The 25727-nt window shown below is 67.2% G+C and carries 29 protein-coding genes; 20 read left to right on the plus strand and 9 right to left on the minus strand.

The genetic code is table 11. From position 1 onward, the window contains the following. Window positions 1-27: 27 nt before the first annotated feature. From AC3DET_RS04460 to AC3DET_RS04470, 3 genes are all read right to left on the minus strand, one after another. Window positions 28-366: an EF-hand domain-containing protein gene (locus tag AC3DET_RS04460; protein WP_337730454.1), complete on the minus strand. Its 339-nt coding sequence runs from the start codon at window positions 364-366 to the stop codon at window positions 28-30. Then, the gene (murA, locus tag AC3DET_RS04465) at window positions 363-1634 is read right to left on the minus strand and encodes a UDP-N-acetylglucosamine 1-carboxyvinyltransferase (RefSeq protein ID WP_192200372.1); all 1272 of its coding nucleotides are present in this window, start codon (window positions 1632-1634) and stop codon (window positions 363-365) included. The genes AC3DET_RS04460 and murA overlap by 4 nt, the downstream gene beginning before the upstream one ends. A 64-nt stretch (window positions 1635-1698) precedes the next feature. Further along, on the minus strand, window positions 1699-1938 hold the full coding sequence (locus tag AC3DET_RS04470; RefSeq protein WP_192200371.1) for a BolA family protein: 240 nt from the start codon (window positions 1936-1938) through the stop codon (window positions 1699-1701). A gap of 53 nt (window positions 1939-1991) precedes the next feature. On the opposite strand from AC3DET_RS04470, the gene AC3DET_RS04475 reads away from it, so the two are divergent. The 18 genes from AC3DET_RS04475 to AC3DET_RS04560 all read left to right on the plus strand — a co-directional run bounded on the left by AC3DET_RS04475 (window position 1992) and on the right by AC3DET_RS04560 (window position 18226). Next, complete coding sequence (locus AC3DET_RS04475) at window positions 1992-2996, plus strand: KpsF/GutQ family sugar-phosphate isomerase (protein WP_488390842.1); 1005 nt, start codon at window positions 1992-1994, stop codon at window positions 2994-2996. A gap of 62 nt (window positions 2997-3058) precedes the next feature. Continuing rightward, window positions 3059-3604, plus strand: a complete 546-nt coding sequence (locus tag AC3DET_RS04480) for a KdsC family phosphatase (RefSeq protein ID WP_192200369.1) — start codon at window positions 3059-3061, stop codon at window positions 3602-3604. Continuing rightward, on the plus strand, window positions 3601-4164 hold the full coding sequence (gene lptC, locus AC3DET_RS04485; protein ID WP_488390843.1) for an LPS export ABC transporter periplasmic protein LptC: 564 nt from the start codon (window positions 3601-3603) through the stop codon (window positions 4162-4164). Before AC3DET_RS04480 ends, lptC begins: the two co-directional genes overlap by 4 nt. After that, window positions 4142-4651: a lipopolysaccharide transport periplasmic protein LptA gene (gene lptA, locus AC3DET_RS04490; protein ID WP_337730459.1), complete on the plus strand. Its 510-nt coding sequence runs from the start codon at window positions 4142-4144 to the stop codon at window positions 4649-4651. Before lptC ends, lptA begins: the two co-directional genes overlap by 23 nt. Further along, window positions 4651-5370 carry an LPS export ABC transporter ATP-binding protein gene (gene lptB / locus AC3DET_RS04495; RefSeq protein ID WP_488390844.1) on the plus strand — a complete coding sequence of 240 codons (720 nt, stop codon included), beginning with the start codon at window positions 4651-4653 and terminating at the stop codon, window positions 5368-5370. The genes lptA and lptB overlap by 1 nt, the downstream gene beginning before the upstream one ends. Before the next feature lie 87 nt (window positions 5371-5457). After that, window positions 5458-6849, plus strand: a complete 1392-nt coding sequence (locus tag AC3DET_RS04500; protein ID WP_488391168.1) for an RNA polymerase factor sigma-54 — start codon at window positions 5458-5460, stop codon at window positions 6847-6849. A gap of 261 nt (window positions 6850-7110) precedes the next feature. Continuing rightward, entirely contained in the window at window positions 7111-7431 is a 321-nt protein-coding gene (gene hpf, locus AC3DET_RS04505; RefSeq protein WP_142123600.1) for a ribosome hibernation-promoting factor, HPF/YfiA family, read from the plus strand. A 229-nt stretch (window positions 7432-7660) separates the two neighbouring features. Continuing rightward, a complete protein-coding gene (gene hprK / locus AC3DET_RS04510; RefSeq protein WP_142123599.1) occupies window positions 7661-8611 on the plus strand; it encodes an HPr(Ser) kinase/phosphatase in 951 nt (316 codons plus the stop codon). Further along, complete coding sequence (rapZ, locus tag AC3DET_RS04515; protein WP_192200365.1) at window positions 8608-9531, plus strand: RNase adapter RapZ; 924 nt, start codon at window positions 8608-8610, stop codon at window positions 9529-9531. The genes hprK and rapZ overlap by 4 nt, the downstream gene beginning before the upstream one ends. A gap of 233 nt (window positions 9532-9764) precedes the next feature. Next, entirely contained in the window at window positions 9765-10157 is a 393-nt protein-coding gene (locus AC3DET_RS04520) for a PTS sugar transporter subunit IIA (protein ID WP_142123597.1), read from the plus strand. Further along, window positions 10150-10419, plus strand: a complete 270-nt coding sequence (locus AC3DET_RS04525) for an HPr family phosphocarrier protein (RefSeq protein WP_337730463.1) — start codon at window positions 10150-10152, stop codon at window positions 10417-10419. Before AC3DET_RS04520 ends, AC3DET_RS04525 begins: the two co-directional genes overlap by 8 nt. Next, window positions 10419-12140 carry a phosphoenolpyruvate--protein phosphotransferase gene (ptsP, locus tag AC3DET_RS04530; protein ID WP_488390845.1) on the plus strand — a complete coding sequence of 574 codons (1722 nt, stop codon included), beginning with the start codon at window positions 10419-10421 and terminating at the stop codon, window positions 12138-12140. Before AC3DET_RS04525 ends, ptsP begins: the two co-directional genes overlap by 1 nt. A gap of 202 nt (window positions 12141-12342) precedes the next feature. Next, entirely contained in the window at window positions 12343-13704 is a 1362-nt protein-coding gene (gene mgtE / locus AC3DET_RS04535; RefSeq protein ID WP_446537649.1) for a magnesium transporter, read from the plus strand. 13 nt (window positions 13705-13717) lie between these two features. After that, window positions 13718-14332: a DUF1294 domain-containing protein gene (locus AC3DET_RS04540; RefSeq protein ID WP_488390846.1), complete on the plus strand. Its 615-nt coding sequence runs from the start codon at window positions 13718-13720 to the stop codon at window positions 14330-14332. Window positions 14333-14500: 168 nt separating this feature from the next. Continuing rightward, window positions 14501-15352, plus strand: coding sequence for a DNA ligase (locus tag AC3DET_RS04545; protein WP_446537651.1), 852 nt, complete (start codon window positions 14501-14503; stop codon window positions 15350-15352). A gap of 76 nt (window positions 15353-15428) precedes the next feature. Further along, window positions 15429-16232, plus strand: a complete 804-nt coding sequence (locus AC3DET_RS04550; RefSeq protein ID WP_337730468.1) for a carboxylesterase family protein — start codon at window positions 15429-15431, stop codon at window positions 16230-16232. A 3-nt stretch (window positions 16233-16235) separates the two neighbouring features. Next, a complete protein-coding gene (locus AC3DET_RS04555; protein WP_337730469.1) occupies window positions 16236-16514 on the plus strand; it encodes a hypothetical protein in 279 nt (92 codons plus the stop codon). A gap of 152 nt (window positions 16515-16666) precedes the next feature. Next, the gene (locus tag AC3DET_RS04560) at window positions 16667-18226 is read left to right on the plus strand and encodes a GGDEF domain-containing protein (RefSeq protein ID WP_488390847.1); all 1560 of its coding nucleotides are present in this window, start codon (window positions 16667-16669) and stop codon (window positions 18224-18226) included. Between the two features lie 81 nt (window positions 18227-18307). Here AC3DET_RS04560 and AC3DET_RS04565 read toward each other — a convergent pair whose 3' ends face one another. The 3 genes from AC3DET_RS04565 to AC3DET_RS04575 all read right to left on the minus strand — a co-directional run bounded on the left by AC3DET_RS04565 (window position 18308) and on the right by AC3DET_RS04575 (window position 20371). Continuing rightward, complete coding sequence (locus tag AC3DET_RS04565; RefSeq protein WP_337730471.1) at window positions 18308-19252, minus strand: aspartate carbamoyltransferase catalytic subunit; 945 nt, start codon at window positions 19250-19252, stop codon at window positions 18308-18310. A 20-nt stretch (window positions 19253-19272) separates the two neighbouring features. Continuing rightward, complete coding sequence (ruvX, locus tag AC3DET_RS04570; protein ID WP_142123588.1) at window positions 19273-19722, minus strand: Holliday junction resolvase RuvX; 450 nt, start codon at window positions 19720-19722, stop codon at window positions 19273-19275. Between the two features lie 82 nt (window positions 19723-19804). Next, window positions 19805-20371 (minus strand): YqgE/AlgH family protein, encoded by a 567-nt coding sequence (locus AC3DET_RS04575; protein WP_192200356.1) that lies wholly within the window; start codon window positions 20369-20371, stop codon window positions 19805-19807. Between the two features lie 87 nt (window positions 20372-20458). Here AC3DET_RS04575 and AC3DET_RS04580 point away from each other — a divergent pair, with 87 nt between their 5' ends. Both AC3DET_RS04580 and scpC read left to right on the plus strand, forming a co-directional pair. Beyond that, a complete protein-coding gene (locus AC3DET_RS04580) occupies window positions 20459-21004 on the plus strand; it encodes a DNA-3-methyladenine glycosylase I (protein ID WP_337730473.1) in 546 nt (181 codons plus the stop codon). A 94-nt stretch (window positions 21005-21098) separates the two neighbouring features. After that, window positions 21099-22616 (plus strand): succinyl-CoA:acetate CoA-transferase ScpC, encoded by a 1518-nt coding sequence (gene scpC, locus AC3DET_RS04585; RefSeq protein WP_488390848.1) that lies wholly within the window; start codon window positions 21099-21101, stop codon window positions 22614-22616. 107 nt (window positions 22617-22723) lie between these two features. Here the strand turns inward: scpC and AC3DET_RS04590 are convergent, their stop codons facing one another. The 3 genes from AC3DET_RS04590 to AC3DET_RS04600 form a co-directional block, all read right to left on the minus strand. Then, the gene (locus tag AC3DET_RS04590; RefSeq protein WP_488390849.1) at window positions 22724-23278 is read right to left on the minus strand and encodes a DUF6622 family protein; all 555 of its coding nucleotides are present in this window, start codon (window positions 23276-23278) and stop codon (window positions 22724-22726) included. A gap of 137 nt (window positions 23279-23415) precedes the next feature. Next, on the minus strand, window positions 23416-24546 hold the full coding sequence (locus tag AC3DET_RS04595; protein WP_142123584.1) for a PilT/PilU family type 4a pilus ATPase: 1131 nt from the start codon (window positions 24544-24546) through the stop codon (window positions 23416-23418). A 97-nt stretch (window positions 24547-24643) separates the two neighbouring features. Beyond that, window positions 24644-25681 carry a type IV pilus twitching motility protein PilT gene (locus tag AC3DET_RS04600; RefSeq protein ID WP_192200351.1) on the minus strand — a complete coding sequence of 346 codons (1038 nt, stop codon included), beginning with the start codon at window positions 25679-25681 and terminating at the stop codon, window positions 24644-24646. Between the last annotated feature and the right edge of the window lie 46 nt (window positions 25682-25727).

Raw genomic sequence — 25727 nt, forward strand, 5'->3', positions numbered from 1 at the left:
GAAAAAGCCCGGCCAGGCCGGGCTATTTCATTTGGCCGCTGCGTCCGCGGCCTGGAATACCGTCTTGCAGTCCATGCGGATCGTCCCGCTGCCGTTGCGCCACGCGTAAGCGTTGCACTGCCGGTTTCCGTCCTGCGTCTGCTCGACCACCACCGAGAACACCGCCTGCGCGATCTCGCCCTGGGTCACGGTGCCGTCGCCATTCCAGTCCATGTCCCGGGTGGTGATGCCATGCGTGGCGGCCGAACCGGTGTAATGCAGCCACGCCACCAACGCGAGCAGCCCCACCACGATGCCCAACAGGATCTTGCGACGGAGGGGGAACCGCGAGCGGTTCCCGGACAGCGTGGGGTCGCGCCGGCTCACGATACGCGCCTGATCTGCGCACCAAGGCCGCCAAGCTTCTCTTCGATGTTCTCGTAACCACGATCAAGGTGGTAGATGCGATCGATGGTGGTTTCGCCCTCGGCCACCAGGCCCGCCAGGATCAGCGAAGCGGAAGCGCGCAGGTCGGTCGCCATCACGGGGGCCCCACCCAGCCTTTCGACGCCGCGCACGATGGCCGTATGTCCTTCGACGCGGATGTCCGCGCCCAGGCGCAGCAATTCGTTGACGTGCATGAAGCGGTTTTCGAAGATCGTCTCGTTGATCACGCCCACGCCGTCGGCCACGCAGTTCAACGCCATGAACTGCGCCTGCATGTCGGTCGGGAACGCCGGGTACGGTGCAGTGGTCAGGCTGACGGCTTTCGGGCGCTTGCCCTGCATGTCCAGCGTGATGCTGTCGGCCGTGGTCTCGATCTTCGCACCGGCTTCGGTGAGCTTGTCCAGTACGGCTTCCAGCGTGTCGGGCCGTGCATTGCGCGCGGTGACCCTGCCGCCGGTCATCGCCGCCGCGACGAGGAAGGTGCCCGTTTCAATGCGGTCCGGCACCACCGAGTGGCGGCCGCCGCCCAGGCGCTCGACGCCATGGATGACGATGCGCGACGTGCCGGCGCCTTCGATCTTCGCGCCCAGCGCATTGAGGCATTCGGCCAGGTCGGTGACTTCCGGCTCCATCGCCGCGTTTTCCAGCACCGTGGTGCCTTCGGCCAGCGTCGCCGCCGCCATCACGTTCTCGGTGCCGGTCACGGTGACCATGTCGAACACGAAGCGTGCGCCTTTCAATCGTGCGGCACGCGCCTTGATGTAGCCGTTCTCGACGGTGATCTCCGCGCCCAGCGCCTGCAGGCCCTTGATGTGCTGGTCGACCGGACGCGAACCGATTGCACAGCCACCCGGCAGCGATACCACCGCGGCACCATGGCGCGCGACCAGCGGGCCGAGCACGAGGATCGACGCGCGCATGGTTTTCACCAGTTCATAGGGCGCGACGAAGCGGCTGACGGTGGTGGGATCGACGGTGATGCCGCGGCCCTTGGCCAGCGTGCCCTCGTCGATGGTGATGCCCGCGCCCAGCTCGCCCAGCAGTTTCACGGTGGTCACCACGTCGTGCAGATGCGGCACGTTGGTGATCTCCACCGGCGCATCCGCCAGCAGCGTCGCACACAGGATGGGGAGCACGGCGTTCTTGGCGCCCGAGATGGTGACTTCGCCGTTGAGCGTGTTGCCACCGGTGACGATGATCTTCTGCATGGAAATCCGGAAGGGAGAATTCGGGTGGAGGACGGAATCGACGCGGATCGCTGGCCGCCATACTTCAGCGGGCGGCGCCAGCCTCGTCGGGAGTCACGGTCTTGAGCTGCAACGCATGGATCGCGCCGCCCATCAGGTCGCCCAGCGTGGCGTAGACCATGCGGTGGCGGGCCAGGGGCAGCTTGCCGCGGAACGCATCGGACACGACGGTCGCCTCGAAATGGACGCCATCGTCGCCCTGGACATCGGCGCGTGCGCCCGGCAGGCCGGTTTCGATCAGTTTACGGATGGTTTCGGCGTCCAACGGGCTTTCCTAATAAAATACCCGGCCATTCTACCCGCCGGCGCCCCGTCCGCATGTCCCAGCCGTCCCCCCTGACACCCCCCGTCTCGCCTGCTAGCCTGGCGGCCAGCGGCCGTCGGGTCATCGAGATCGAGGCGCGTGCACTGGATGCCCTGGCCGCCCGTATCGACGGCACGTTCTCGGCGGCCTGCCAGGCGATCCTCGCCGGCCAGGGCCGCGTGGTGTGCACCGGCATGGGCAAGTCCGGGCACGTGGCGCGCAAGATCGCGGCGACGCTGGCCTCCACCGGCACGCCGGCGTTTTACGTACACCCGGGCGAAGCCGGGCATGGCGACCTGGGCATGATCACCGACGCCGACATCGTGCTGGCGCTGTCGTACTCGGGCGAGTCGGACGAGGTGCTGATGTTGCTGCCGGTCCTGAAGCGCCAGGGCAACCTCGTCATCGGCATGACCGGCCGGCCGCAGTCCACGCTGGCGCGCGAGAGCGACCTCCACCTGGACGTCAGCGTTCCCGCAGAAGCCTGCCCGCTGGACCTCGCTCCGACCAGCAGCACCACCGCCTCGCTGGCGATGGGCGATGCGCTTGCCGTGGCCCTGCTGGATGCACGCGGCTTCACCGCCGACGACTTTGCCCGTTCGCACCCGGCCGGGAGCCTCGGCCGCCGTCTGCTGCTGCACATCACCGACGTGATGCATGCAGGCGATGACGTGCCGCGCGTAGGCGCGGATGCCACCCTCAGCGAGGCGCTGATGGAAATGAGCCGCAAGCGCCTCGGCATGACGGCGGTGGTCGATGCCGACGGCCGACTGGCCGGGCTGTTCACCGACGGCGACCTGCGCCGCACGCTCGACGATCCGGCAATGGATGTACGTACCGCCCGGATCGCCGACGTGATGACACGCCACCCGACGACCATCGGTGCGGACCAACTCGCGGTCGAAGCCGCGCGCCTGATGGAAACCCACAAGATCAGCGGCCTGATCGTGGTGGACGATGAACAGCGTCCGCTTGGCGCCCTGAACATTCACGACCTGTTGCGTGCCCGCGTGGTGTAAACCGCAGGGTCGTCCTTGCCTCAACCCTTGCGTTGCCCCCATCCCCACCCGATCCTGTCCCCATGCCCCTTCGCCATCTCCATGACCTGACCGATGACGTGCTGGCCCGCGCCGCGCGCATTCGCCTGGCGTGCTTCGACGTGGACGGGACATTGACCGATGGCCGCCTGTACCTGGACGGCGAAGGTCGCGAACAGAAGGCTTTCCATGTGCAGGATGGTCAAGGGCTTGTGCTGCTGAAGCGTGCCGGCATTGAAGTGGCCTTCATCACGGCCCGCGGTGGCACGGTCGCCGTCGCCCGCGGTCGCGAACTGGGCGTGCAGGTCTTCACCGGCATCAAGGACAAACTGGCCAAGGTGCGCGAGTTGTGCCATTCGGCAGGGATCGGCCTGGAGCAGGTCGCCTTCATGGGGGATGACCTTCCCGACGTGCCGCCGTTCTCCGCCGTAGGCCTCGCCATCGCGCCTGCGGACGCGCACCCATGGACGGCCCGGCACGCGCACTGGCGCACCCGCCGGGCGGGAGGCCAGGGTGCGGCGCGCGAGGCCTGCGACCTGCTGCTGGGCGTGCAGGGCCATGCACCCACCTTCGAAGGGGGCACCGCATGAGCTGGCGCACTACGCTGGGCCTGGTCCTGCTGCTGGCGGCCATCGTGAGTGGCTGGTCGGCCTGGAAGAACCGCGACATTCCCGCAGCCAACCGTGTGGTGGTCGACCGATCGGACTACGTGATGCGCGACTTCGAAATGATCGCACTCAACGGAGAGGGGCAAGAGGCCGTAGCGGTGCGTGCCCCCGAGATGGCGCGCAATCCGCACGACCAGACCTTCACCATCACCACCCCGCTGTTCCTGCTGCCGGAAGAAGATGGCCGGTCGTGGGAACTGCGCTCCAAGACCGGCTGGCTCAGCGCGAAGGGCGAGGAATTGCGCCTGAAGGGCGATGTGCATGGCACGTCACCAAAGGGCGGCACCCGCCAGGCGGAATTCCGCACGGACACGTTGAACGTGTTCCCTGACCGGGACGTGGCGCAGACCGATGACGTGGTGACGGTTACCCAGCCCGGCTCTAGACTGAGCGGGCGCGGTTTTGAGACCAATCTCAAGACCAAGGACTACACATTCAAATCCGAGGTGAGATCCATCTATGAACCGCGCTCTGCTCGCTAGTGCCGCACTGTTGCTCCTGCTGCCCGTCGCAGGTGCCATGGCCAAGTCCACGGACCGCAACCAGGCCATGACCATCGATTCCGGCAGCCAGTCCGGCAACATGGAAGGCAATGGCAAGACCTTGCTGGGCGGTGGCGTGGTCGTCACCCAGGGGTCGCTGGAAATCCGCTCCAACGCCGCCGAGATCCACATGGCCGACGGCGAGATCTCGCGCTCCATCTTCACCGGCAAGCAGGTGAAGATGAAGCAGCAGATGGACGACGGCAGCTGGATGGATGCCCAGGCCGACCGCGTCGAATACGACATGAAGTCGGAGACCATCACCTTCATCGGCAACTACACCGTGAAATCCGACCGCGGCTCCAACAGCGGGCAGCGCATGGTCTACAACACCAAATCGGGCAACATGGAAAGCGGCGGCGACGGCACCCGCGTGCGCACCGTGATCCAGCCCAAGGCGGCGGCACCCGCGCAGGGCAAGAACTGATGCTCACCGCGAAGGGACTGCGCAAGCGCTACAAGCAGCGCGAGGTCGTCGCCGATTTCGGGCTGACCCTGCAAGCGGGCGAAGTGGTGGGGCTGCTGGGTCCGAACGGCGCCGGCAAGACCACCTGCTTCTACATGATCGTCGGCCTGGTGGCTGCGGACGCAGGTACCATCGAACTGGACGGCAAGGACATCACCGCGCAGCCGATGTACCAGCGCGCCAAGCTGGGCGTGGGCTACCTGCCGCAGGAACCTTCGGTCTTCCGCAAGCTCAGCGTGGCCGACAACATCCGCCTGGTACTGGAACTGCGCGAGGATCTGGACAGCGCGGGCATCGAACGCGAACTGGCCTCGCTGCTGGACGAACTGCAGATCACCCATGTTTCCGACCAGCTGGGCGCCAGCCTGTCCGGCGGTGAGCGCCGGCGCGTGGAAATCGCCCGCGCGCTGGCTGCGCGACCGCGCCTGATGCTCCTGGACGAACCGTTCGCCGGCGTGGACCCCATCTCCGTCGGCGAGATCCAGCGCATCGTGAAGCACCTCAAGGATCGCGGCATCGGCGTCCTCATCACCGACCACAACGTGCGCGAAACCTTGGGAATCTGCGACCGGGCGTATATCCTCAATGCCGGTAGCGTTCTGGCGCAGGGGGCCCCGGACGCACTGCTGGCCAATCCGGACGTACGCCGGGTCTATCTGGGCGAAACCTTCCGCCTGTGATCCCGTCGGCGGCTCTTGGCCGCCTTTCGGGTTCCAGGGTCGGACATGAAGCCACGCCTGCAGACATCGCTGGGACAACATCTGGTCATGACGCCACAGCTGCGTCAGGCCATCCGGCTGTTGCAGATGTCCACGGCCGAACTCGAGATCGAGTTGACCGAGGCGGTGGAGACCAATCCCCTGCTCGACTGGACCGAGGCCGACGAAGAGCCCGTGCCCACGCACGGTGCGGAAGATGACCGTCCGCCCGAAGAAAGCCCCAGGGAGGCCGAACGCGACGCGCCCGACGATCGCGACGACTGGTCGCCGGATGAAGGGCCATGGACCTCCTCGAGCGGCGGCTCGTTCGACGACGAAGACGGCGGCAGCCCGGCCGAGCGCGTGGCCGAAGCCGATACGCTGCACGGGCACCTGCTGTGGCAACTCCACCTGTCCCACCTCTCCCCGCGCGACCGCCGCATCGGCGCCACGCTGATCGATGCGCTGGAAGAAGACGGTTACCTGCGCGAGCCACTGTCCGGCATCGTGCAGGCGCTGCGTCCGGATATCGAGGCGGACGAAGAGGACGTCCTCGTCGTCCTGCACCAGGTGCAACGTTTCGACCCGGTGGGCGTGGCGGCGCGGACGCTCGGGGAATGCCTGCACCTGCAGTTGGCGGTACTCAGCGACGACACGCCGGGCAAGGCGCTGGCCCTGCAGATCGCCGACACCGCCCTGGAGCGCCTGCCGCGCAGCGGCGTGGCCGGCATCGCCCAGGAGTTGAAACGGCCCGTCGCCGAGGTGGACGAGGCCGTGCACCTGCTGCGCACGCTCGATCCCAAGCCCGGGGCGCAGATCGGCGACCTCTCGCACGACACCTATGTGGCGCCCGACTGCGTGGTCTGGCGCCAGCGTGGCGTATGGCGCGCCGCGCTCGCAGGCAGCACGCTGCCGCGGATCGCGATCCATCGCGGCTACGAACAGATGATCCGGCAATGCGGCGACAGCGATGCCGGTTACCTCAAGGCGCAACTGCAGGAGGCCCGCTGGCTGCTGAAAAGCGTCGAAGCGCGCGGCGAGACCCTGCTCAAGGTCATGCGCTGCCTGCTGCACCAGCAAGCCGGCTTCCTGGAATTCGGCGAGCAGGCGCTGCGCCCGCTGACGCTGCGCGACGTGGCCGAAGAAGTGGGCCTGCACGAATCCACCGTGTCGCGCGCCATCGCCCGCAAGTATGTCCGTACGCCGCGCGGCACCCTTCCCATGCGCGCCTTCTTTGCCTCCGGCATCGACACCGAGGGCGGCGGTGAAGCATCCAGCACCGCCATCCAGGCGATGATCCGCCGGCTGGTCGATGCCGAGAACCCCCGCAAGCCGCTGTCCGATGCGAAGCTCGCTGACCTGCTCAAGGCGTCCGGCATTCCGGTGGCGCGACGCACCGTGGCCAAGTACCGCGAAGCATTGAACATCCTCTCTTCGCACGAACGCGTGCGCATCGCCTGAATCCTGCTTGGCGCGCACCGGTTCCGTGATCGCGTTCCGGGGCGGCGCAACGCATTTTTCACACCAGCTCACACTGCGCGAAAAAGAACGCGCCAGAGGTTGATAGTTGCCGCCGACGGGTCCATCTTTGAACCTGGAAGCACCGCTTCCCATCGCAACTGACAGAGGAGGATTGCCGGAACCCAGACCCTGTCCGCGTTGTCATTCCATGACACGCCATCCGCGCCCTGCGCGCGGTTCTACCGACCCGAAGGAGGCAACATGCGTATCGAGACTTACGGCCATGAAATCGAAGTCACTCCCGCCCTGCGCGAATACGTCGAAACCAAACTGAAGCGGCTCGAACGCCACTTCGAGCAACCCTTCGAGGTCCGTACGCAGCTGGGAACCCGCAAGCCCGATTACCTGGCCGAGGCCACGATCATCGTGGCGGGTCGCACCCTGCACGCCGATGCCGGCGCGCAGACCATGTACGCCGCCATCGACATCCTGGCCGACAAGCTCGACCGCCTGCTGGTCAAGCACAAGGAAAAGCGCAACGATGTCCATCGCACCGCTGCGCGCGGAGAGCTGATCGGCTGACGCCGGCCGCACGTGACGCCACGCAAGGTCGCTCCGCCCCGCGGAGCGGCCTTCACTGATCCCGGCGCGCACCGCATGCACGCAGCGCGCCGCCAAGCGCCCGCGCGGTCGCGAACCCGCGGATGGGCCATTACACTGGCAGACGCCGCTCCCGGCATGCGAACGCGACGACGATGCGCGCCTTGCTGCCCCGGGCCCGGCACCCCTTCCTGCCGGCCGCCTCCGCATGATGAATACCAGCATCACCGCCCGTGAACTGTTCGACCAGCAGAAGGACAAGCTGGCCCTGCGCTGGCTGGCGGGCCAGAAGGGCGAGAAGCGGATACTCGAATCCGGCGACACCGTGTCGCGGCGCCCCTCGCTCGCCGGTTACCTCAACGCGGTGTATCCCAACAAGGTGCAGATCCTGGGCACCGAGGAACTGACCTGGCTGGATTCACTGGATTCCCGCCAACGCTGGGAGACGATCGAGAAGATCGTGCAGGCCAAGCCGCTGGCGCTGGTGATCAGCAAGAACCAGTCCTGCCCCGAGGACCTGCGCGAGGCGGCGAACGAGAACGACACGCCGCTGTGGCTCTCCCCCAAGCGCGGGCATGAGCTGCTCAATCATCTGTCCTACCACCTGGCACGCACGCTCGCGCCGCGGGTCACGCTGCATGGCGTGTTCATGGAAATCTATTCCATTGGCGTGCTGATCACCGGCGAAGCCGGGTCCGGCAAGAGCGAACTGGCCCTGGAACTGCTGAGCCGCGGCCACCGGCTGGTCGCCGACGACGCTCCCGAGTTCACCCAGATCGCGCCGGACGTGCTGGACGGCACCTGTCCCGAGCTGTTGCAGGACCTGCTGGAAGTGCGCGGCCTGGGCGTGCTCAATGTCCGCGAGATGTTCGGCGACACGGCGGTGAAGAAGAACAAGTACCTGCGCCTGATCGTGCACCTGACCCGGCCGATGACCGAGCCCAATCCCCACGGCTACGAGCGCCTGACCGGCGATTCCGGCACCCGCCACGTGCTGGACCTGGACGTGCCGCTGATCACCCTGCCCGTCATGCCCGGCCGCAACCTGGCCGTGTTGACCGAGGCCGCTACCCGCCTGCACATCCTGCGCACCAAGGGCATCGACCCTGCCGCGATGTTCATCGCGCGCCACAGCAACCTGCTGGAGCGCAGCACGCCATGACGCAGGCCGGTGACAACCCCGTGGACGCACACGAAGAGAACGGCACCACGCCTCCACTTCCACCGACCGTGGTGATCGTCAGCGGCCTGTCCGGCTCGGGCAAGTCGGTGGCGCTGAAGACCTTCGAGGACCTCGACTACTACTGCATCGACAACCTACCGGTGGACCTGTTGCCATCCTTCGTCCGCAGCCTGATGCGCGAGGACGAACTGCCGCCCAGGATCGCCATCGGCATCGATGTGCGCAGCCGCCAGAGCGACCTGTCCAAACTCGCCCAGTGGCGCGCCGCACTGGCGCAGTTGGGGCTGGAAGGCAGGCTGATCTTCTTCGATGCCGATGACGAGGTGCTCCTTCGCCGTTACTCGGACACCCGCCGCCGCCACCCGCTGGGCCACGGTGGACTGTCCCTGCAGGAAGCCATCCACCAGGAACGGGCGATCATCCAGCCCCTGCGGGACGAGGCCGATGTCGTCATCGACACCAGCCAGCTCAACGTCCACCAGCTGCGCCGCCGAATCATCGCCGAGTTCGCCTTCAACAAGGGCACGCAGCTCTCGCTGCTGTTCGAGTCCTTCGCCTACAAGCGGGGCGTGCCCGCCGATGCCGACTTCGTGTTCGACGCACGGGTACTGCCCAATCCGCACTGGAACCCCGAACTGCGACCGTACGCCGGCCGGGATCCCAAGGTGCGGGCATTCCTCGACGCCCAACCGGAGGTCGCCGAGTACGTCGGCCAGGTCAGCGGTTTCCTGGATACCTGGCTGCCCCGCCTGCGCGGCGAGACCCGCAGCTACGTGACCATCGCCTTCGGTTGCACCGGCGGCAAGCACCGTTCGGTCTACCTGGCCGAAACCATGGCGCGGCATGCGCGCGAGCAGGGCTGGGAAGAAGTCGCCACCTTCCACCGCGAGCTGGACTGACCCCACCACAGGACGGGCTTTCGCCCCGACCCGGTACCCGGACACCCTGTTTGGAGGCGAAAAACCGTCGGGGCCACAGCCCTTCCTGCATCACAGCACTCCGGAACCACGGGCCGGAGTGCCAGGCACGAACGTGTGCACCGCTCGGCGAAGACGATGCCCTGCAACCCGGTCCCGCACCATTCCACCGACGCAGCTTCCAGCCCGTCATGCCCGTCTGTTAACGTTCCTGCATGGCCTGTGGCATTCTTCTTGTAACTCATCCTGGCGTGGGCGCGGCGATCCTGGCGGTCGCCACCGCGCTGCTGCGGCAACTTCCCCTGAAGGCGGAGGCCTTCGAGGTGGCGTTCGATGCCGACCTGGACGCGCTGCTTCCGCAGGCATCCGCGGCGCTGCGGCGCGTGGACAGCGGCGATGGCGTGCTGGTGCTGACCGATCTGTACGGTGCCAGCCCCAGCAACCTGGCCGGCAAGCTCGCGCGCCTGGGCACGCCCGTGCGCCGCGTCTCGGCGCTCAGCCTGCCCATGTTGTTGCGGGTGATGAATTATTCGGAACAGGGACTGGACGAACTGCCGGCCACCGCTGCGGCCGGCGCACGCAATGGAGTCATTCACGACGATGCTTGAACGCGAACTCACAATATCCAACCGCCTCGGGCTGCACGCGCGCGCCACTGCCAAGCTGGTGCAGACGCTGGCCGGCTTCCGCTGCAACGCCACGTTGGCCGCCAAGGGACGCGAGGTGAATGCCAAGAGCATCATGGGCGTCATGCTGCTGGCTGCCGGCCAGGGCACGCCGGTCACCGTCCGCATCGAGGGCGAGGACGAGGCCGCCGCCATGCAGGAAGTCGTGTCGCTGTTCGAACGACGATTCGACGAGGACGCCTGATGCGGGCGCTGCTGCCGGGCCATGGGGCGTCGCGCGGCAGCGCGCTGGGACGCGCCCGGGTCCGGCTGCCGCATGTGCTGGATGTGGCCGAGCAGCACATCCGCCAGGACCAGCTCGACGACGAACTGGTCCGCCTGCACGACGCCGTCGACGCCACCCGCCGCGAGATGCACAGCCTGCGCGCACGCCTGCACGGCGCGCTGGCGAAGGAGGTCGGCGAGTTCCTCGACCTGCATGCCCTGCTCCTGGACGACCCCGAGCTGCTGCATGGCCTGGACGAACTGATCCGCACCGGCCGCTATTCGGCCGACTACGCGCTGCGCCTGCAACGCGACCGGCTGGCTGCCGTGTTCGATGGCATGGACGATGCCTACCTCAAGAGCCGCATGGACGACCTCGACCATGTGATCGGTCGCATCCACGCGCACCTGCACCAACGCGCCGATGACACACCGGGCGCGGCAGGCGAGATCCTGGTCAGCAACAACGTGGCCCCTTCGGAACTGGCGGAACTGCAGACACAAGGGGTGGTGGGGGTGGTCACCGCCGCCGGCAGCACGCTGTCGCACAGTGCGATCCTGGCACGCAGCCTGCACCTGCCGCTGGTCGTCGGCAATGCGCTGGCCCTGCAGAAGATCAACGACGGCGACGTACTGCTGGTGGACGGCAGCACGGGCGAGGTCGTGGTCAATCCCGACCCCGAAGACCTGCGCCGCTATCGTGAACGCCTGCGTGATGCGGCACGTGAAGCGCGCGAACTCGGCCGGCTGCGCTCCAAGCCCAGCCGCACCCGCGACGGGGTCGACATCGCGCTGTGGGCCAATGCCGAATCGCTGGAGGACGTGGCGAATGCCCATGCCCTGGGTGCGTCCGGCGTGGGCCTGTACCGCACCGAATTCCTGTTCCTGCAGCGGCGCGAGCTGCCGGGCGAAAACGAGCAGTTCCAGGTCTACCGCGATCTCGTGCTCGGCATGAGCGGACGCCCGGTGACCATCCGCACGCTCGACCTGGGCGCGGACAAGGCCGACCGCACCGGGCTCGTCGTCAGCGACGAGGACAATCCCGCGCTCGGTCTGCGCGGCGTGCGTCTCTCGCTGGCGCACACCGGCGTCTTCGACACCCAGCTCCGTGCCATCCTGCGCGCCTCCGCCTACGGCCCGGTCCGCATCCTGGTGCCCATGGTCAGCAGCCGCGAGGAAATCCTCGAGGTACGCCGTCGCCTGCGGCGCGCGGCGCTGCAGCTGCGCAAGCAAGGGCTCGAGATCGCCGAACAGGTCGGCGTGGGCGCGATGATCGAAGTGCCGGCCGCGGCGATCGCGTTGCACGCGTTCGTCGACGTGGTCGACTTCGTCTCCATCGGCACCAACGACCTTGTGCAGTACCTGCTGGCCGCCGACCGCAACAACGAAGCATTGGGCGAACTCTATTCGCCGCTTCACCCGGGCGTAGTGCGCCTGCTCCGCCACGTGATCAGCGTGGGCACGGAGCACAAGGTTCCCGTGGCGATGTGCGGCGAGATCGCTGGCGACGCCACGCTAGCGCCCATGCTGCTGGCACTCGGCCTGCGGGAGTTCAGCCTGCATCCGGCCACGCTGCTGGAACTGCGCAAGGCCATCCGCGATGTCGACCTGGGTGCACTGCAGACGCGAGCGGCCAAACTGCTGCAGGCACGCGACCGCGCCGGCATCGAGCGCTGGCTCAAGACGGCGACGACGGCCTGAGATACCTGTTGTGGGAGCGACGCAAGTCGCGATGGACCATCGGAAACGCCTCATCGCGACTTGCGTCGCTCCCACATCTGGCCCCACTTCTCCTCCGTCTCCAGGGTGTCCATAAATCACAGCCCGGGCGATAATGGTGCAATGAACGCCTGATGCCCCGGTCGCATCCGCCTGACGGATCGGCCCCATTCCGGAGTACCGAATGGTCGAGACCATCCGCCACGACAAGACCGCACGCCAGTTGCGCCTGCTCTCCGACGCGCTCGACAGCGGTCGGCTGGGGCCCGTGCGCCGGCTGGTCAACACCTTGTCGCCCGCGGAGATCGGCAACCTGCTGGAATCGCTGCCGCCCGGCAAGCGCGAAGTGGTGTGGGGCCTGGTCGATCCCGAGGACGACGGCGAAGTGCTGGTGCACGTCGGCGACGAGGTGCGCGAGAGCCTGCTGGCGGACATGGACACCGACGAAATCGTCGCCGCGGTCGAGGACCTCGACATCGACGATCTCGCGGACCTGGTCGAAGACCTGCCCGATACCGTCATCGACGAAGTCCTCAAGTCGATGGACCGCGAGAACCGCGAGCGCCTGGAACAGGTGCTGTCGTATGCCGAGGACACCGCCGGCCGCCTGATGAACCCGGACGTGGTCACCGTGCGCGCCGACGTCAACGTCGACGTGGTGCTGCGCTATCTGCGCCTGCGCGGCGAACTGCCCGACCACACCGATCATCTTTACGTCGTCAGCCGCCGCCACCAGTACCTCGGCCGTGTGCCGCTGGCCGCATTGGTCACGCACGAGGACACCACGCCGATCAACCGCCTGATCGACGACGAGCAGCCGGCGATCGACGTGGGCGAGAGCGCGCAGGAAGTGGCGCGCCAGTTCTCCGACCATGACTGGGTGTCCGCGCCCGTCGTGGACGACAACAACATCCTGCTCGGCCGCATCACCATCGACGACGTGGTCGACATCATCCGCGAGCAGGCCGAGCACCAGGCGCTGGGCGCCGCCGGCCTGGACGAGGACGAGGACCTGTTCTCGCCGGTCAAGCGCGCCGTGCGCGGCCGCGTGGTGTGGCTGGGCATCAACCTGTTCACTGCGTTCATGGCAGCGACGGTGATCAAGCAATTCGACGCCACGCTGGAGAAGATCGTCGCGCTGGCCGTTCTGATGCCGATCGTCGCGGGCATCGGTGGCAACGCCGCCGTACAGGTGCTGACGCTGATGGTGCGCGGCCTGGCACTGGGCCAGGTGGGTTCCAGCAATGCGCGGATCCTGTTGTGGAAGGAAATCCGCGTCGCCCTCATCAACGGGCTGCTGATCGGCGGCATCGTCGGCGTGATCGCCTTCGCGTGGTTCCGCAGTCCACTGCTGTCGCTGGTCATCGCATTGGCACTGATCATCAATTTCTGTGCCGCCGCCACCGCCGGCGTACTGCTGCCTCTGCTACTCAAGCGCATGAACATCGACCCGGCCGTCGCCGGCACGGTGGTGGTCACCGCGGTGACCGACGTGATGGGCTTCTTCTGCTTCCTCGGCCTGGCGACACTCATCCTGCTGCACTGAGGACGCACTCCCGATGGAACGGCTCGGCAAGGTCAGCGAATGGAATGACGACCGCGGCTTCGGCTTCATCGCGCCGCTCGATGGCGAACCGGGCCGCGTGTTCTTCCACGTGCGCGATTACCGCCTCGACGGCCGCCGTCCCGAGACCGGCGAACTCGTGAAGTTCACTGCGCAGCGCCAGCCCGACGGCAAGTGGCGCGCCCAAGCGGTCCGTCGGACGGTATCCGCCGCGCGATCTGCAACACCCCCGGCACCCGCACGGACGGCTTCGCCGCGACCCGAGTCGTGGCTAACCGGCGCAGTCGCCACCGCAGCCTATGCCTTGCTGGTGGCCTGGGCCATCGGCAACGACCGCCTTCCGCTCGAGGCGGTGTTCATATCGCTGGCGATGTCCGCCGTCACTTTCGTCGCATACGCCCTCGACAAGCACGCCGCGCAGACCGGCCGCTGGCGCACACCCGAATCGACCCTGCATCTGCTGGAACTCGCCGGTGGCTGGCCGGGCGCGTGGATCGCGCAGCAAATGCTGCGGCACAAGTCGCGCAAGCCGGGCTATCGCGTCGCCTTCTGGACGATGGTGGCCCTGCACGGCGGCGCGCTGGTCGCATGGTGCTGGATGAGGTCGTGATGGCGAAGCGATGTGCCGCTTCGGTCTACGCCGCCTGGCCAATCTGAGCCTGCTGTCCCCGGCGATCACCGCACGGGGGGCTTTCCTACACGTCGCCGCGATGTGCACCGATGCCCACCTTCGTGCGGGCTGGCGACGCTGTCGCTCCCCCATCCCGTTGGCCGCACCATGCGCCTGATCCTCACCGCCTTGCTGTGTCTGCTGATCTGGCCCGTCCTGTCGGCACCACCAACCGATCCGATGCTGGCGACGCCATACCGCGATGGCGTGCCGGTCGGCGCCTTCCTGGTCAGCGAGAAGCTGGACGGCGTGCGTGCGCGCTGGGATGGACGGGCACTGTGGACGCGTGGCGGCGCGCGGATCGTGGCACCGGCCACGTTCACTCGCGGCTGGTCTGCCGAACCCATGGACGGCGAGCTGTGGATCGCACGCGGCCGCTTTGACGACATCAGCGCCCTCGTCCGCCGCGTGGGAACCGATGCGCAGGCATGGCGTGATGTGCGCTTCATGGTCTTCGACCTGCCCACCCACCCTGGGCCGTTCGCGGAACGCGTCGTTCGCATGCGCAGCCTGGTGTCGACGGCACGCAGCGCGCATCTGGCAATGATCCCGCAGCAACGCCTCGACACCCGGGCCGAACTGGACGCAGAACTGGCCCGCGTGGTCGCCGGCGGCGGCGAGGGTCTGATGCTGCATCGGCGCGACGCGCGCTATCGCGCCGGACGCAGTGAAGACCTGCTCAAGTACAAACCCCATGAGGACGCCGAGGCACAAGTCGTCGCGCATCTGCCGGGCAAAGGCAAATACGCCGGGATGATGGGCGCGCTGCAGGTGCGCACGCCCGACGGGCGCCACTTCCGCATCGGCACCGGCTTCACCGATGCCCAGCGGGCCAGGCCTCCGCCGGTGGGCGCGTGGCTGACCTATCGCTACAACGGCCTGACGTCTACCGGACTGCCGCGCTTCGCCCGCTTCATGCGGATGCGGGACGACATGCCGCCAGCCGATCCGAAACGGTGACGCAGTCCGGTCGATCGGGCGCCTCGTTTCCCCATCGGGTTATGCTGCCGCCCGGTCCCCTTCGATTGCGACTGCCATGCGCTCTCTTGCCACCGCCTGCCTGGGCTTGCTGCTGATCCTCATGACGTCCTGTACCACGACACCCCCCATGAACCCGACCGGCGAATTCGTCTCGCGCGAGGTCGCACTCGAAGGAAAGACCTACCGCTACCAGGTGTTCGTACCTGCGGCGCGCTTCCGCCGCGGCAAGCCGCCCGTGGTGCTGTTCCTCAACGGCTCCGGCGAGCGCGGCAGCGATGGCGTGAAGCAGACGATGGCGGGGCTGGGACCGTACCTGCGCCAGCATGCCGACACGTTCCCGGGCCTGGTGGTCTTCCCGCAGGCGCCGGATGACACGGAGTGGACCGAGGCAGCCGGCCCCCTTGCGTTCGCGACGCTGGACGCGGCCGTGCGCGAGTTCAATGGCGATTCCGATCGCGTGTACCTGACGGGCATGTCGATGGGGGGCTACGGTACGTGGGAACTGGCATTGCAACAGCCGGCCCGGTTCGCCGCCCTGGTCCCGATCTGCGGAGGAATCACCGTCGACTGGACCGATGCGCGGCCGGGCCTGCGTGCGCACAGCGTTGCCAACGCCGCAGACCCGTTTGCCGCCGCCGCACAGCGCCTGAAAGACATCCCTGTGTGGATTTTCCACGGCGGCAAGGACGACGTGGTGCCCCCGTCGCAATCGCGCCGCATGGACGCCGCACTGAAGGCCGCCGACGCACGCGACGCGCGCTACACCGAATTCCCGGACGCCAACCACAACAGCTGGGACGCCACCTACGCGTACACCCCGATGTGGGAATGGCTGTTCGAACAACGCCGCGGACGTTGAGCCGTGGCCGAGCTCGTTCCCGACTACTTCACCGCGGGCTGGCGTGAGCGTGAACTGCCGTGTCCGTGCGGCTGGCAAGGCGACAGCCGTGCGATGGCCATGGAGTTGCACGATGCGGTCACCGACTACGCCTGCGCGCAATGCGGCAACCTGCTGCTGATCGTCTCGCATCCCAGCCTGGAGCAGGTCCGCCGCGCCGCCGAGGCCGGCCATGCCGAGGCCGTCGCCCAGCTGGCCATCATCGAAGAAGCCCTCACCCGCTTCCCCCCGGACGCGGGCTGATCGGCGCGCCTGCGCGCGCGCAGGGTCACGATTCCCGCCTCCACGTGCCCGCCCTGGTCGCCCCGCCCTCAATCAATGTTCTCCGCGGCCGATAACCCGGCATCTCCTGACGCCTGACGGGTGCCTGCCCGTGGCCGTGCGAGTGACCTGCAATGACTGACATGGCCGACGACAACTCCGGTTTTCCTGGCGGCCTGCGCCGGCTCTGGTCGCGGCGGCGGGACGCCGCGCCGTCGTCGTCGCGGGAACTGGCCCCGGCGGCCAGCGCCGGGCCCCGCACCAGTATCAGCGCGCAACAATTGCAGGCCCTGTTCGCACATGCCGAAGAGCCGGTCGCCCTGTTGTCCGCCTTCGCCGACGGCGTCGCCGGCCTGCCGGGGGAACTGCATGGCATGGGCGAGCGCCTGCAGTCCGCGCACGCCGATGCCGACTGGCCCCGCTACGGCCGCGCACTGCGGCAACTGGTCGACAAGTACATCCGCACGATCCAGGACGAGCCGCTGGCCGGGGAAGCCGAGCAACTGCGCGACCTGCTGCAGCACCTGCTCGTTGCCGGCATGGAGCACCTGCTGCGCGACGACGCGTTGCTGCTGCCGCAAGCGCACGCGCTGGCCGACCGCGTCCGCCAGTGGCAACCTGCCCAGCCGTTGGATGGGCTGGGCAGTGACCTGCGGGAACTTTGCCAGCAGGTCGGCCTGCGCACGCACGAGGTCAACGACGCACAGGAACTGATGCGCAGCCTGTTCGACCTGCTGCTGGAGAACGTCGGCGAACTGATCGAGGACGGCAGCTGGCTGCAGGACCAGATCGGCGCGGTGCGCCAGCTGCTGTCCGGCCCGCTGGACCGCACCGCGCTGGAACAGACCCGCGCCGGGCTGCGCGAAGTGATCTACAAGCAGGGCCTGCTGAAGCAGGGACTGGCCGAGTCCAAGGCGTCGATGAAGGAGATGATGGTGACCTTCGTCGAGCGGCTGGACGGCATGGCGTGCAGCACCGGCGAATACCACGACCGCATCAGCTTCCATGCGCAGGCCATCCGCGACAGCCGCAGCATCGCCGAACTGGGCAAGCGGATGGAGGACATCCTGGCGGACACGGCACAGGTGCAGGCGCAGGCGCTGCGCGCGCGCGACAGCCTGCTGGAGGCGCGGCGCGAGGTGGAGGAGGCCGAGCGCCGCGCGGCGGATCTCGAACAGGAACTGCAATCGGTCTCGGCGCTGGTGCGCGTGGACCAGCTGACCGAAGCACTGAACCGGCGCGGCTTCGACGAACTGTTCAAACGCGAATCCGTGCGCGCGCTGCGCAGCGGGCAGACGCTGAGCCTGGCACTGCTGGACCTGGACGATTTCCGCCACATCAATGCCGCGCACGGCCACCTGGGTGGCGATGCCGCCTTGTGCCACGTGGTAACCCTGGCGCGCGCCACCCTGCGTGCCAGCGATGCCGTCGCACGTTTCGGTGGCGAAGAGTTCGTGCTGCTGCTGCCCGACACCAGCTTCCTGGAAGCGATGGGCACGCTGGAGCGCCTGCGTGCCCGCCTCGCGCACAAGCCGCTGATCTACGAGGGCCGCGGCATCATGCCGACGTTCAGTGCCGGCGTGGCGCGCTGGGTACCGGGCGAATCGCAGGACGAACTGCTCGCCCGCGCGGACCGCGCCATGTACCAGGCCAAGCAGGCGGGCAAGAACCAGGTGGTCGCGGCACCGGAGTAAGCCACCCCGCGCAAGAGGCCCTTCAGGGCCGACCGGAACCCGTCGGCCCTGAAGGGCCTCCTACGGGCGAGGGTGCCGCCCTCACCCCAGCAACATCTCCAGCACCGCCATGCGGATGGCGACACCGTTGCTGACCTGGCGCAGCACCAGCGACTGCGGGCCGTCGGCGACCTCGTCGGTGATCTCCACGCCACGGTTGATCGGGCCCGGATGCAGCACCACGGCATCCTTGGCGGCACGCGCCAGGCGCGCGGTGGTCAGCCCGTACTCGCGATGGTAATCCTCCAGCGATGCGACAAGGCCTTCTTCCATGCGCTCGCGTTGCAGGCGCAGCATCATCACCACGTCCACGCCTTCGAGCATGGCGTCGAAATCCTGTCCCGTCCGGCAACCCGCCAGGGTGCCATCGTCGGGCAGCAGCGATTGCGGTCCGCAGACGCGGATCTCGCCCGCGCCGAGCGTATGCAGTGCATGCAGGTCGGAACGCGCCACGCGCGAATGCTTCACGTCGCCGACCATCAGCACCTTCAGGCGCGAGAAATCGGCACCCTTGGCCTGGCGGATCGTCAGCACGTCCAGCAACCCCTGGGTGGGGTGCGCGCTGCGGCCGTCGCCCGCGTTGATCAACGCAGTGCCCTCGCCCGCCTCGGCGGCCAGCGCCGCGACCGCGCCGTCGTCGGCATGACGGACGATGAATCCGCGCACGCCCATCGCCTCGAGATTGCGCAGGGTATCGCGCGCGGTTTCGCCCTTGCGCGTGGACGAGGTGGAGGCATCGAAGTTCAGCACGTCCGCACCCAGCCGCTGCGCGGCGATGTGGAATGAGCTGCGCGTGCGCGTGGACGGTTCGAAGAACAGCGTGCAGACCGTGGTGCCGTCCAGGACCTTTCGCCGCGGCGTGCGACCGAGCGCGGCATCGCGGATCTGGCCGGCACGGTCGATCAGGCGGCAGAGGGTCTCGCGGGGCAGGCCCTCGAGGGTCAGCAGGTGACGCAGGCGTCCATCCGGATCAAGTTGGGAAGTCATGGAGTTTCGTCAGGGAAGAATCAGGTCAACTGGGTCGCGTCCTGGGGAGCGGCCAGCCAGCGTTCGATGATCACGGCCGCCGCGACGGCGTCCAGCGCCACCGCGTCGCGGCGGCGCTTGCGGCCCTCGGCACGGTCCAGTGCGAAGCGTTGCGAGGCTTCGACGGAGCTGGTGCGCTCGTCCACCAGCACCACCGGCAGGTTGTAGCGCGCGCGCAGTTCGCGGGCGAAGGCGTGCGCGCGCTTGCGGATGGGCTGGTCGCCGCCGTCCAGCGTCATCGGGTCGCCGACCACCAGGCCGTCGGGCTTCCACTCCGCATGCAGCTTGTCGATCGCCGGCCAGTCCGGCCCGTGGCCATGCACGTCGATCACCGCCAGCGCACGCGCGCCGGTGCCGAACGCGCTGCCGACCGCCACGCCGATGCGGCGGGCGCCCACGTCGAATCCCAGTACGGTGCCATCCAGCTTCATGCCACCTGCCTCCGTTCGATCACGCGTGCGCCATCCTGCACCGGTCGCTGTGGAGACAACGTCTGCGGGCGCAGGCAGAGGCTCATGCGTGGCCGCTGTAGTCCGTCAGGCGCGTCATGTCCACGCCGATCCGCTGGCCTGCCGCCTGCCAACGCCGCTCCAGCGGCAGCGCGAACAGCAGTTCGGCATCGGCGGGCGCCGTCAGCCAGCTGTTCTCGCCCAGTTCGTATTCCAGCTGGCCTGCTCCCCAGCCCGCACAGCCCAGCGCCATGACGGCGTTTGCCGGACCCTCGCCTACCGCCATCGCTTCCAGGATGTCGCGCGAGGTGGTCAGGTACAGGCCGTCCGCGACTTCCAGCGTGGACTCCCACGCGCGCGCGTCGTCATGCAGCACGAAGCCGCGCTCCGGATGCACCGGCCCGCCCGCCAGCACCACCTGGTCGTCCAGGCGCGGGTTGTGGGAAGCGAGGTTCATCTGCCGCAGCACTTCGCCCAGCGTGTACTCCGACGGGCGATTGACGACCACACCCATGGCGCCTTCGTCGTCGTGCTGGCAGATCAGCGTGACGCTGCGCGCGAAATTGGGATCGGCCAGCGCCGGCAAGGCGATCAGCAGCTGGTTGGCCAGGGGCGTGGCGGCATCGTGCATGGGCGTCATTCTAGCCCGGACCCGCGCGGGCGGTTCCTGTCCGCAACACGGCCTAGAATCGGGAATCCCCTTCCTGGCCGATCTTCCATGTCCGGTTATTGCGATATTGCCCCCGGCCACCCGCTGCACGGGCCCTACCACGACCGCGAGTACGGGTTCCCGCAACGCGAGGAAGCGGTCCTGTTCGAGCGCCTGCTGCTGGAAATCAACCAGGCCGGCCTGAGCTGGGAGACGATGCTGAGGAAGCGCGAGGGTTTCCGCGCCGCCTATGGCGGCTTCGACGTGGACACGGTGGCCCTCTATGGCGAGAAGGACCGTGCGCGGCTGATGGCGGACGCCGGCATCATCCGCAACCGCTTGAAGATCGACGCCGCGATCCACAACGCGCAGGTCGTCCAGCGGCTGCGTGCCAGCCATGGCGGCTTCGCGGCATGGCTGGATGCCCACCATCCCCTGCCGAAGGCGGACTGGATCAGGCTCTTCAAGAAGACTTTCCGCTTCACCGGCGGCGAGATCACAGGCGAATTCCTGATGAGCCTGGGCTACCTGCCCGGCGCGCACCGCGAGGATTGCCCCGCGTTCCGCCGTGCTGCCAAACACCGGCCGCCGTGGATGACGGCCACCGGGCATTGATCCCACGCAACACGTGCGTGCCACCAAGGTCGTATCCTGCGGCGCAACACCCCACCGCGATAATCCGCGTTTCGCTCACTGGATGCCCAGCCCGATGCCACAGGAAGACCGTATCCGCCACGCCGGCCTGCGCGACCGCGTGGTCAGCGCCGAACAGGCGGCCGCCCTGATAAAGCCCGGCGAGACGGTCGCCATGAGCGGCTTCACGGGCTCCGGCTACCCCAAGGCGGTGCCGCTGGCGCTGGCCGCGCAGATCGAGCAGGCCCATGCGGACGGACTGCCGTTCCAGATCAAGCTGATGACCGGCGCCTCGACTGCGCCCGAACTCGACGGGGCCCTCGCCAAGGCCGACGCCATCGCCCTGCGCATGCCGTTCCAGAGCGACCCGGACGCACGCAAGCGGATCAACGACGGCACGCTGGACTACATCGACATCCACCTGAGCCATGTCGCCCAGCATGTGTGGTTCGGCTTCTACGGTCCCATCGACACGGCGGTGATCGAGGTCTCGGCGATCCGCGAGGACGGCACGCTGGTGCCGTCGACCTCGGTCGGCAACAACAAGACCTGGCTGGACCTGGCGAAGAAAGTGATCATCGAGGTCAACGACTGGCAGCCTGCCGACGTCGACGGCATGCACGACGTCTACTACGGCACGGCCCTGCCGCCGCACCGCAAGCCGATCCCGCTGGAACACGTGCAGGACCGCATCGGTGAGACCGCCCTGCGCTGCGACCCGGACAGGATCGTCGCCGTCGTGCGTACGCACGGACCCGACCGCAACAGTCCGTTCACGCCCATCGACGCCACCAGCGAGCGCATCGCCGGACACCTGATCGACTTCCTCAAGCACGAGGTCGCGCTCGGCCGCCTGCCGCCGAACCTGCTGCCGCTGCAGTCCGGCGTGGGCAACATTCCCAATGCCGTGCTGGCGGGGCTGGCGAAGAGCGGCTTCCGCGGCCTGACCGCGTTCACCGAGGTGATCCAGGACGGCATGCTCGACCTGCTGCGCGAAGGCGTGCTGGACGTCGCGTCATGCACCGGTTTCGCGCTGAGCCCGGAAGCCAACGAAGCGTTCAAGCGCGACATCGCGTTCTACCGCGAGCGCATCATCATGCGCACGCAGGAGATGTCCAACCATCCCGAACTCGTGCGACGCCTGGGTTGCATCGGCATGAACGGCATGATCGAAGCCGACCTGTACGGCAACGTCAATTCCACCCACGTGATGGGCAGCCGCATCCAGAACGGCATCGGCGGCTCGGGCGACTTCGCACGCAACGGTTTCATGTCGGTGTTCCTCAGCCCGAGCACCGCCAAGGGCGGCAGCATCTCCGCGCTGGTGCCCATGGTCAGCCACGTGGACCACACCGAGCACGACGTTTCGGTGATCGTCACCGAACAGGGCCTCGCCGACCTGCGCGGCCTCACGCCCAAGCAACGCGCCCGCCTGCTGGTCGCCAACTGCGCACACCCCGACTACCGCGACGCGCTGCAGGACTACTTCGACCGCGCCCTGCATCACAGCTATGGCAAGCACACCCCGCACCTGCTGCCGGAAGCGCTGTCGTGGCACCAGCGGTGGTTGGATACGGGCAGCATGAAGGGCTGAAGCCCTCTGTAGGATGGGTTGAGCCGAAGGCGATACCCATCATCGCTGGATCATCAGCGCCTTGATGACGGGTATCGCCTTCGGCTCAACCCATCCTACCTGTCTCGTCAGGCACTACGCTCCACCAGCCGCTGCCGCTTCATCACCGCCAGCACCCGCAGCGCACGCGCCATGAACATCCCGCTGAAAAGTCCGTACGTACCGGCGACCACAACGACCGCAGTTGTCGTCCCGAGCACGCCCGGCTTCATGGCATGGACCACCGCCACCGCGTACTTGAAGAAGAAGATGCCCATCATCAACGCCAGGGGCACCCAGCTGCCGGCGACGGTGAACCGCCGGGTCTCGGCATCGTAGGACGCGCGGTGCGAAGGCACCCGCACCAGGGCGATGGCCACCACGGCGACCCACGCGCAAGCCCATGCCGCCAGCGCCGTGACGTGGGCATCGAAGGTCGACCAGACCGAGTACAGCGACCAGGCCAACATGGCGAGCGGCAGCACGATGAGGCGGCCGCGAGAAACCCGACGCGTCCTGCTCTGGAGGTAACCCAGGTAGACCAGGCCGAAGAACAGGCCGAAAACCCAAAGGGGGGTGTGCGAGAGGATCTGCGTCATGGGGCAAGGGTCCTGGAGAGGCCGACATCGCGTCGGTTCCCGCACATCATCGGATCCAGCTGTCGTGCAATGAGGTGCCGGAAGTCAACATTTTCGGGTGCCGGAGGTCCTTGAAGGCAGGCGACTGCCCACGAAAAAGGGGCGGTCACCCGCCCCTTCCGTTTGACGTGTACTGCGCGGAATCAGCGGACTTCCGCAATCTCCACGCCGTCCAGCCCTTGCGCCAGCGTGCGGGCATCGCCGCCCTGGGCCAGCTTGATGCGCAGGCGCACTTCGTTCTGCGAATCGGCGAAGCGCAGCGCGTCCTCGTAGCTGATCTCGCCGGCCTGGTACAACTCGAACAGGGCCTGGTCGAAGGTCTTCATGCCGAGGTTGGTGGATTCCTTCATCACTTCCTTCAGCTTGTGCACCTCGCCTTCGCGGATGTAGTCCTGCACCAGCGGCGTGCCGAGCAGGATCTCCATCGCCACGCGGCGCGCCTTGCCGTCGGGGGTGGGAATCAGCTGCTGCGCCACCACGCCCTTGAGGTTCAGCGACAGGTCCATCAGCAGCTGGGTGCGGCGGTCTTCCGGGAAGAAGTTGATGATGCGGTCCATCGCCTGGTTGGCGTTGTTGGCGTGCAGCGTGCACAGCACCAGGTGGCCGGTTTCGGCGAACGCGATGGCGTGGTCCATGCCTTCGCGCGTGCGCACTTCGCCGATCATGATGACGTCGGGCGCCTGGCGCAGGGTGTTCTTCAGCGCCGCGTCCCAGCTGTCGGTGTCGATGCCCACTTCGCGCTGCGTGATGATGCAGCCCTCATGCTTGTGCACGAACTCGATGGGGTCTTCGATGGTGATGATGTGGCCGGTGGAATTCTGGTTGCGGTAGCCGATCATCGCCGCCAGCGAGGTGGACTTGCCGGTACCGGTGGCGCCGACGAAGATGATGATGCCGCGCTTGGTCATGGCCAGCGTCTTGATGACCGGCGGCAGGTTCAGCTCTTCGATGGTCGGGATGCGCGTCTCGATGCGGCGCAGCACCATGCCCACCTGGTTGCGCTGGTAGAAGCAGCTGACACGGAAGCGGCCCACGCCGGCCACGCCGATGGCGAAGTTGCACTCGTGGGTCTTTTCGAACTCCTCGCGCTGCGACGGCGTCATCACGTTCAGCACCAGGTCGCGCGACTGCTGCGATGTCAGCGGCGTCTGCGTGATCGGCGAGATCTTGCCGTTCACCTTGATGGATGGCGGCATGCCGGACGTGATGAACAGGTCCGACGCCTTCTGGTGCGCCATCAGCTTGAGGAACGAGGTGAAATCGATGGTGCTCATGGCGGAACTCCGGGATTCGGGGATCGGGATTGGGGATTCGTCAGAGCAAGGACCGCGAGCTTTTTGCGAATCCCCAATCCCGAATCCCTAATCTCGGCTACTCAAACAGACGCTTGTCCTTCGCGTATTCCTTGGCCTGCTGCCGGGTGATGAGGCTGCGCTTCACCAGATCCTGCAGATGCTGGTCCAGGGTCATCATTCCGTAGTTCTGGCCGGTCTGGATGGACGAGTACATCTGCGCCACCTTGTCCTCGCGGATCAGGTTGCGGATGGCCGGCGTGCCCACCATGATTTCCCAGGCTGCGGTACGGCCACCGCCGATCTTCTTCAGCAGCGCCTGCGAAATGACCGCACGCAACGATTCGGACAGCATCGAGCGCACCATCGGCTTCTCGCCGGCGGGGAACACGTCGATGATGCGGTCGATGGTCTTGGCCGCCGAACTGGTATGCAGGGTGGCGAACACCAGATGGCCCGTTTCCGCAGCGGTCAGCGCCAGGCGGATGGTTTCCAGATCGCGCAACTCGCCGACCAGGATGTAGTCGGGATCCTCGCGGAGGGCCGAGCGCAGCGCCTCGTTGAAGCCGTGCGTATCGCGATGCACTTCGCGCTGGTTGATCAGGCACTTCTGCGAGGTGTGCACGAACTCGATCGGATCCTCGACGCTGAGGATGTGGCCGTACTCGTTCTTGTTGATGTGGTCGATCATCGCCGCCAGCGTGGTCGACTTGCCCGAGCCGGTCGGGCCGGTGACCAGGATCAGGCCCTGCGGCTGCTGGATCAGCTCGCGGAACAGCGGCGGGCAACCCAGGTCTTCCAGGGTCAGCACTTCCGAGGGAATGGTACGGAATACCGCACCCGCACCGCGGTTCTGGTTGAACGCATTGACGCGGAAGCGCGCCAGCGACGGGATCTCGAACGAGAAGTCGACTTCCAGGAATTCCTCGAAGTCGCGCCGCTGCTTGTCCGACATGATGTCGTAGACCAGCGCGTGCACCTGCTTGTGGTCGAGTGCCGGGATGTTGATGCGCCGCACGTCGCCGTCCACGCGGATCATCGGCGGCAGGCCGGCTGACAGGTGGAGGTCCGATGCCTTGTTCTTTACCGAGAACGCCAAGAGTTCGGCGATATCCATGACGCTGCTTCCCCAAGTTGCTGCGAACTGGAACGTTACTTCCCCG

This window comes from Pseudoxanthomonas sp. 97-1-1 (assembly GCF_057773125.1).

Excerpts from the sequence above, each read along its gene's own strand:
- murA (WP_192200372.1), bottom strand. The coding sequence starts at position 1,634 with ATGCAGAAGATCATCGTCACCGGTGGCAACACGCTCAACGGCGAAGTC.
- AC3DET_RS04475 (WP_488390842.1), top strand. The coding sequence starts at position 1,992 with ATGTCCCAGCCGTCCCCCCTGACACCCCCCGTCTCGCCTGCTAGCCTG.
- AC3DET_RS04480 (WP_192200369.1), top strand. The coding sequence starts at position 3,059 with ATGCCCCTTCGCCATCTCCATGACCTGACCGATGACGTGCTGGCCCGC.
- lptC (WP_488390843.1), top strand. The coding sequence starts at position 3,601 with ATGAGCTGGCGCACTACGCTGGGCCTGGTCCTGCTGCTGGCGGCCATC.
- lptA (WP_337730459.1), top strand. The coding sequence starts at position 4,142 with ATGAACCGCGCTCTGCTCGCTAGTGCCGCACTGTTGCTCCTGCTGCCC.
- lptB (WP_488390844.1), top strand. The coding sequence starts at position 4,651 with ATGCTCACCGCGAAGGGACTGCGCAAGCGCTACAAGCAGCGCGAGGTC.
- AC3DET_RS04500 (WP_488391168.1), top strand. The coding sequence starts at position 5,458 with ATGACGCCACAGCTGCGTCAGGCCATCCGGCTGTTGCAGATGTCCACG.
- hpf (WP_142123600.1), top strand. The coding sequence starts at position 7,111 with ATGCGTATCGAGACTTACGGCCATGAAATCGAAGTCACTCCCGCCCTG.
- hprK (WP_142123599.1), top strand. The coding sequence starts at position 7,661 with ATGAATACCAGCATCACCGCCCGTGAACTGTTCGACCAGCAGAAGGAC.
- rapZ (WP_192200365.1), top strand. The coding sequence starts at position 8,608 with ATGACGCAGGCCGGTGACAACCCCGTGGACGCACACGAAGAGAACGGC.
- AC3DET_RS04520 (WP_142123597.1), top strand. The coding sequence starts at position 9,765 with ATGGCCTGTGGCATTCTTCTTGTAACTCATCCTGGCGTGGGCGCGGCG.
- AC3DET_RS04525 (WP_337730463.1), top strand. The coding sequence starts at position 10,150 with ATGCTTGAACGCGAACTCACAATATCCAACCGCCTCGGGCTGCACGCG.
- ptsP (WP_488390845.1), top strand. The coding sequence starts at position 10,419 with ATGCGGGCGCTGCTGCCGGGCCATGGGGCGTCGCGCGGCAGCGCGCTG.
- mgtE (WP_446537649.1), top strand. The coding sequence starts at position 12,343 with ATGGTCGAGACCATCCGCCACGACAAGACCGCACGCCAGTTGCGCCTG.
- AC3DET_RS04540 (WP_488390846.1), top strand. The coding sequence starts at position 13,718 with ATGGAACGGCTCGGCAAGGTCAGCGAATGGAATGACGACCGCGGCTTC.
- AC3DET_RS04545 (WP_446537651.1), top strand. The coding sequence starts at position 14,501 with ATGCGCCTGATCCTCACCGCCTTGCTGTGTCTGCTGATCTGGCCCGTC.
- AC3DET_RS04550 (WP_337730468.1), top strand. The coding sequence starts at position 15,429 with ATGCGCTCTCTTGCCACCGCCTGCCTGGGCTTGCTGCTGATCCTCATG.
- AC3DET_RS04560 (WP_488390847.1), top strand. The coding sequence starts at position 16,667 with ATGACTGACATGGCCGACGACAACTCCGGTTTTCCTGGCGGCCTGCGC.
- AC3DET_RS04565 (WP_337730471.1), bottom strand. The coding sequence starts at position 19,252 with ATGACTTCCCAACTTGATCCGGATGGACGCCTGCGTCACCTGCTGACC.
- ruvX (WP_142123588.1), bottom strand. The coding sequence starts at position 19,722 with ATGAAGCTGGATGGCACCGTACTGGGATTCGACGTGGGCGCCCGCCGC.
- AC3DET_RS04575 (WP_192200356.1), bottom strand. The coding sequence starts at position 20,371 with ATGCACGATGCCGCCACGCCCCTGGCCAACCAGCTGCTGATCGCCTTG.
- AC3DET_RS04580 (WP_337730473.1), top strand. The coding sequence starts at position 20,459 with ATGTCCGGTTATTGCGATATTGCCCCCGGCCACCCGCTGCACGGGCCC.
- scpC (WP_488390848.1), top strand. The coding sequence starts at position 21,099 with ATGCCACAGGAAGACCGTATCCGCCACGCCGGCCTGCGCGACCGCGTG.
- AC3DET_RS04595 (WP_142123584.1), bottom strand. The coding sequence starts at position 24,546 with ATGAGCACCATCGATTTCACCTCGTTCCTCAAGCTGATGGCGCACCAG.
- AC3DET_RS04600 (WP_192200351.1), bottom strand. The coding sequence starts at position 25,681 with ATGGATATCGCCGAACTCTTGGCGTTCTCGGTAAAGAACAAGGCATCG.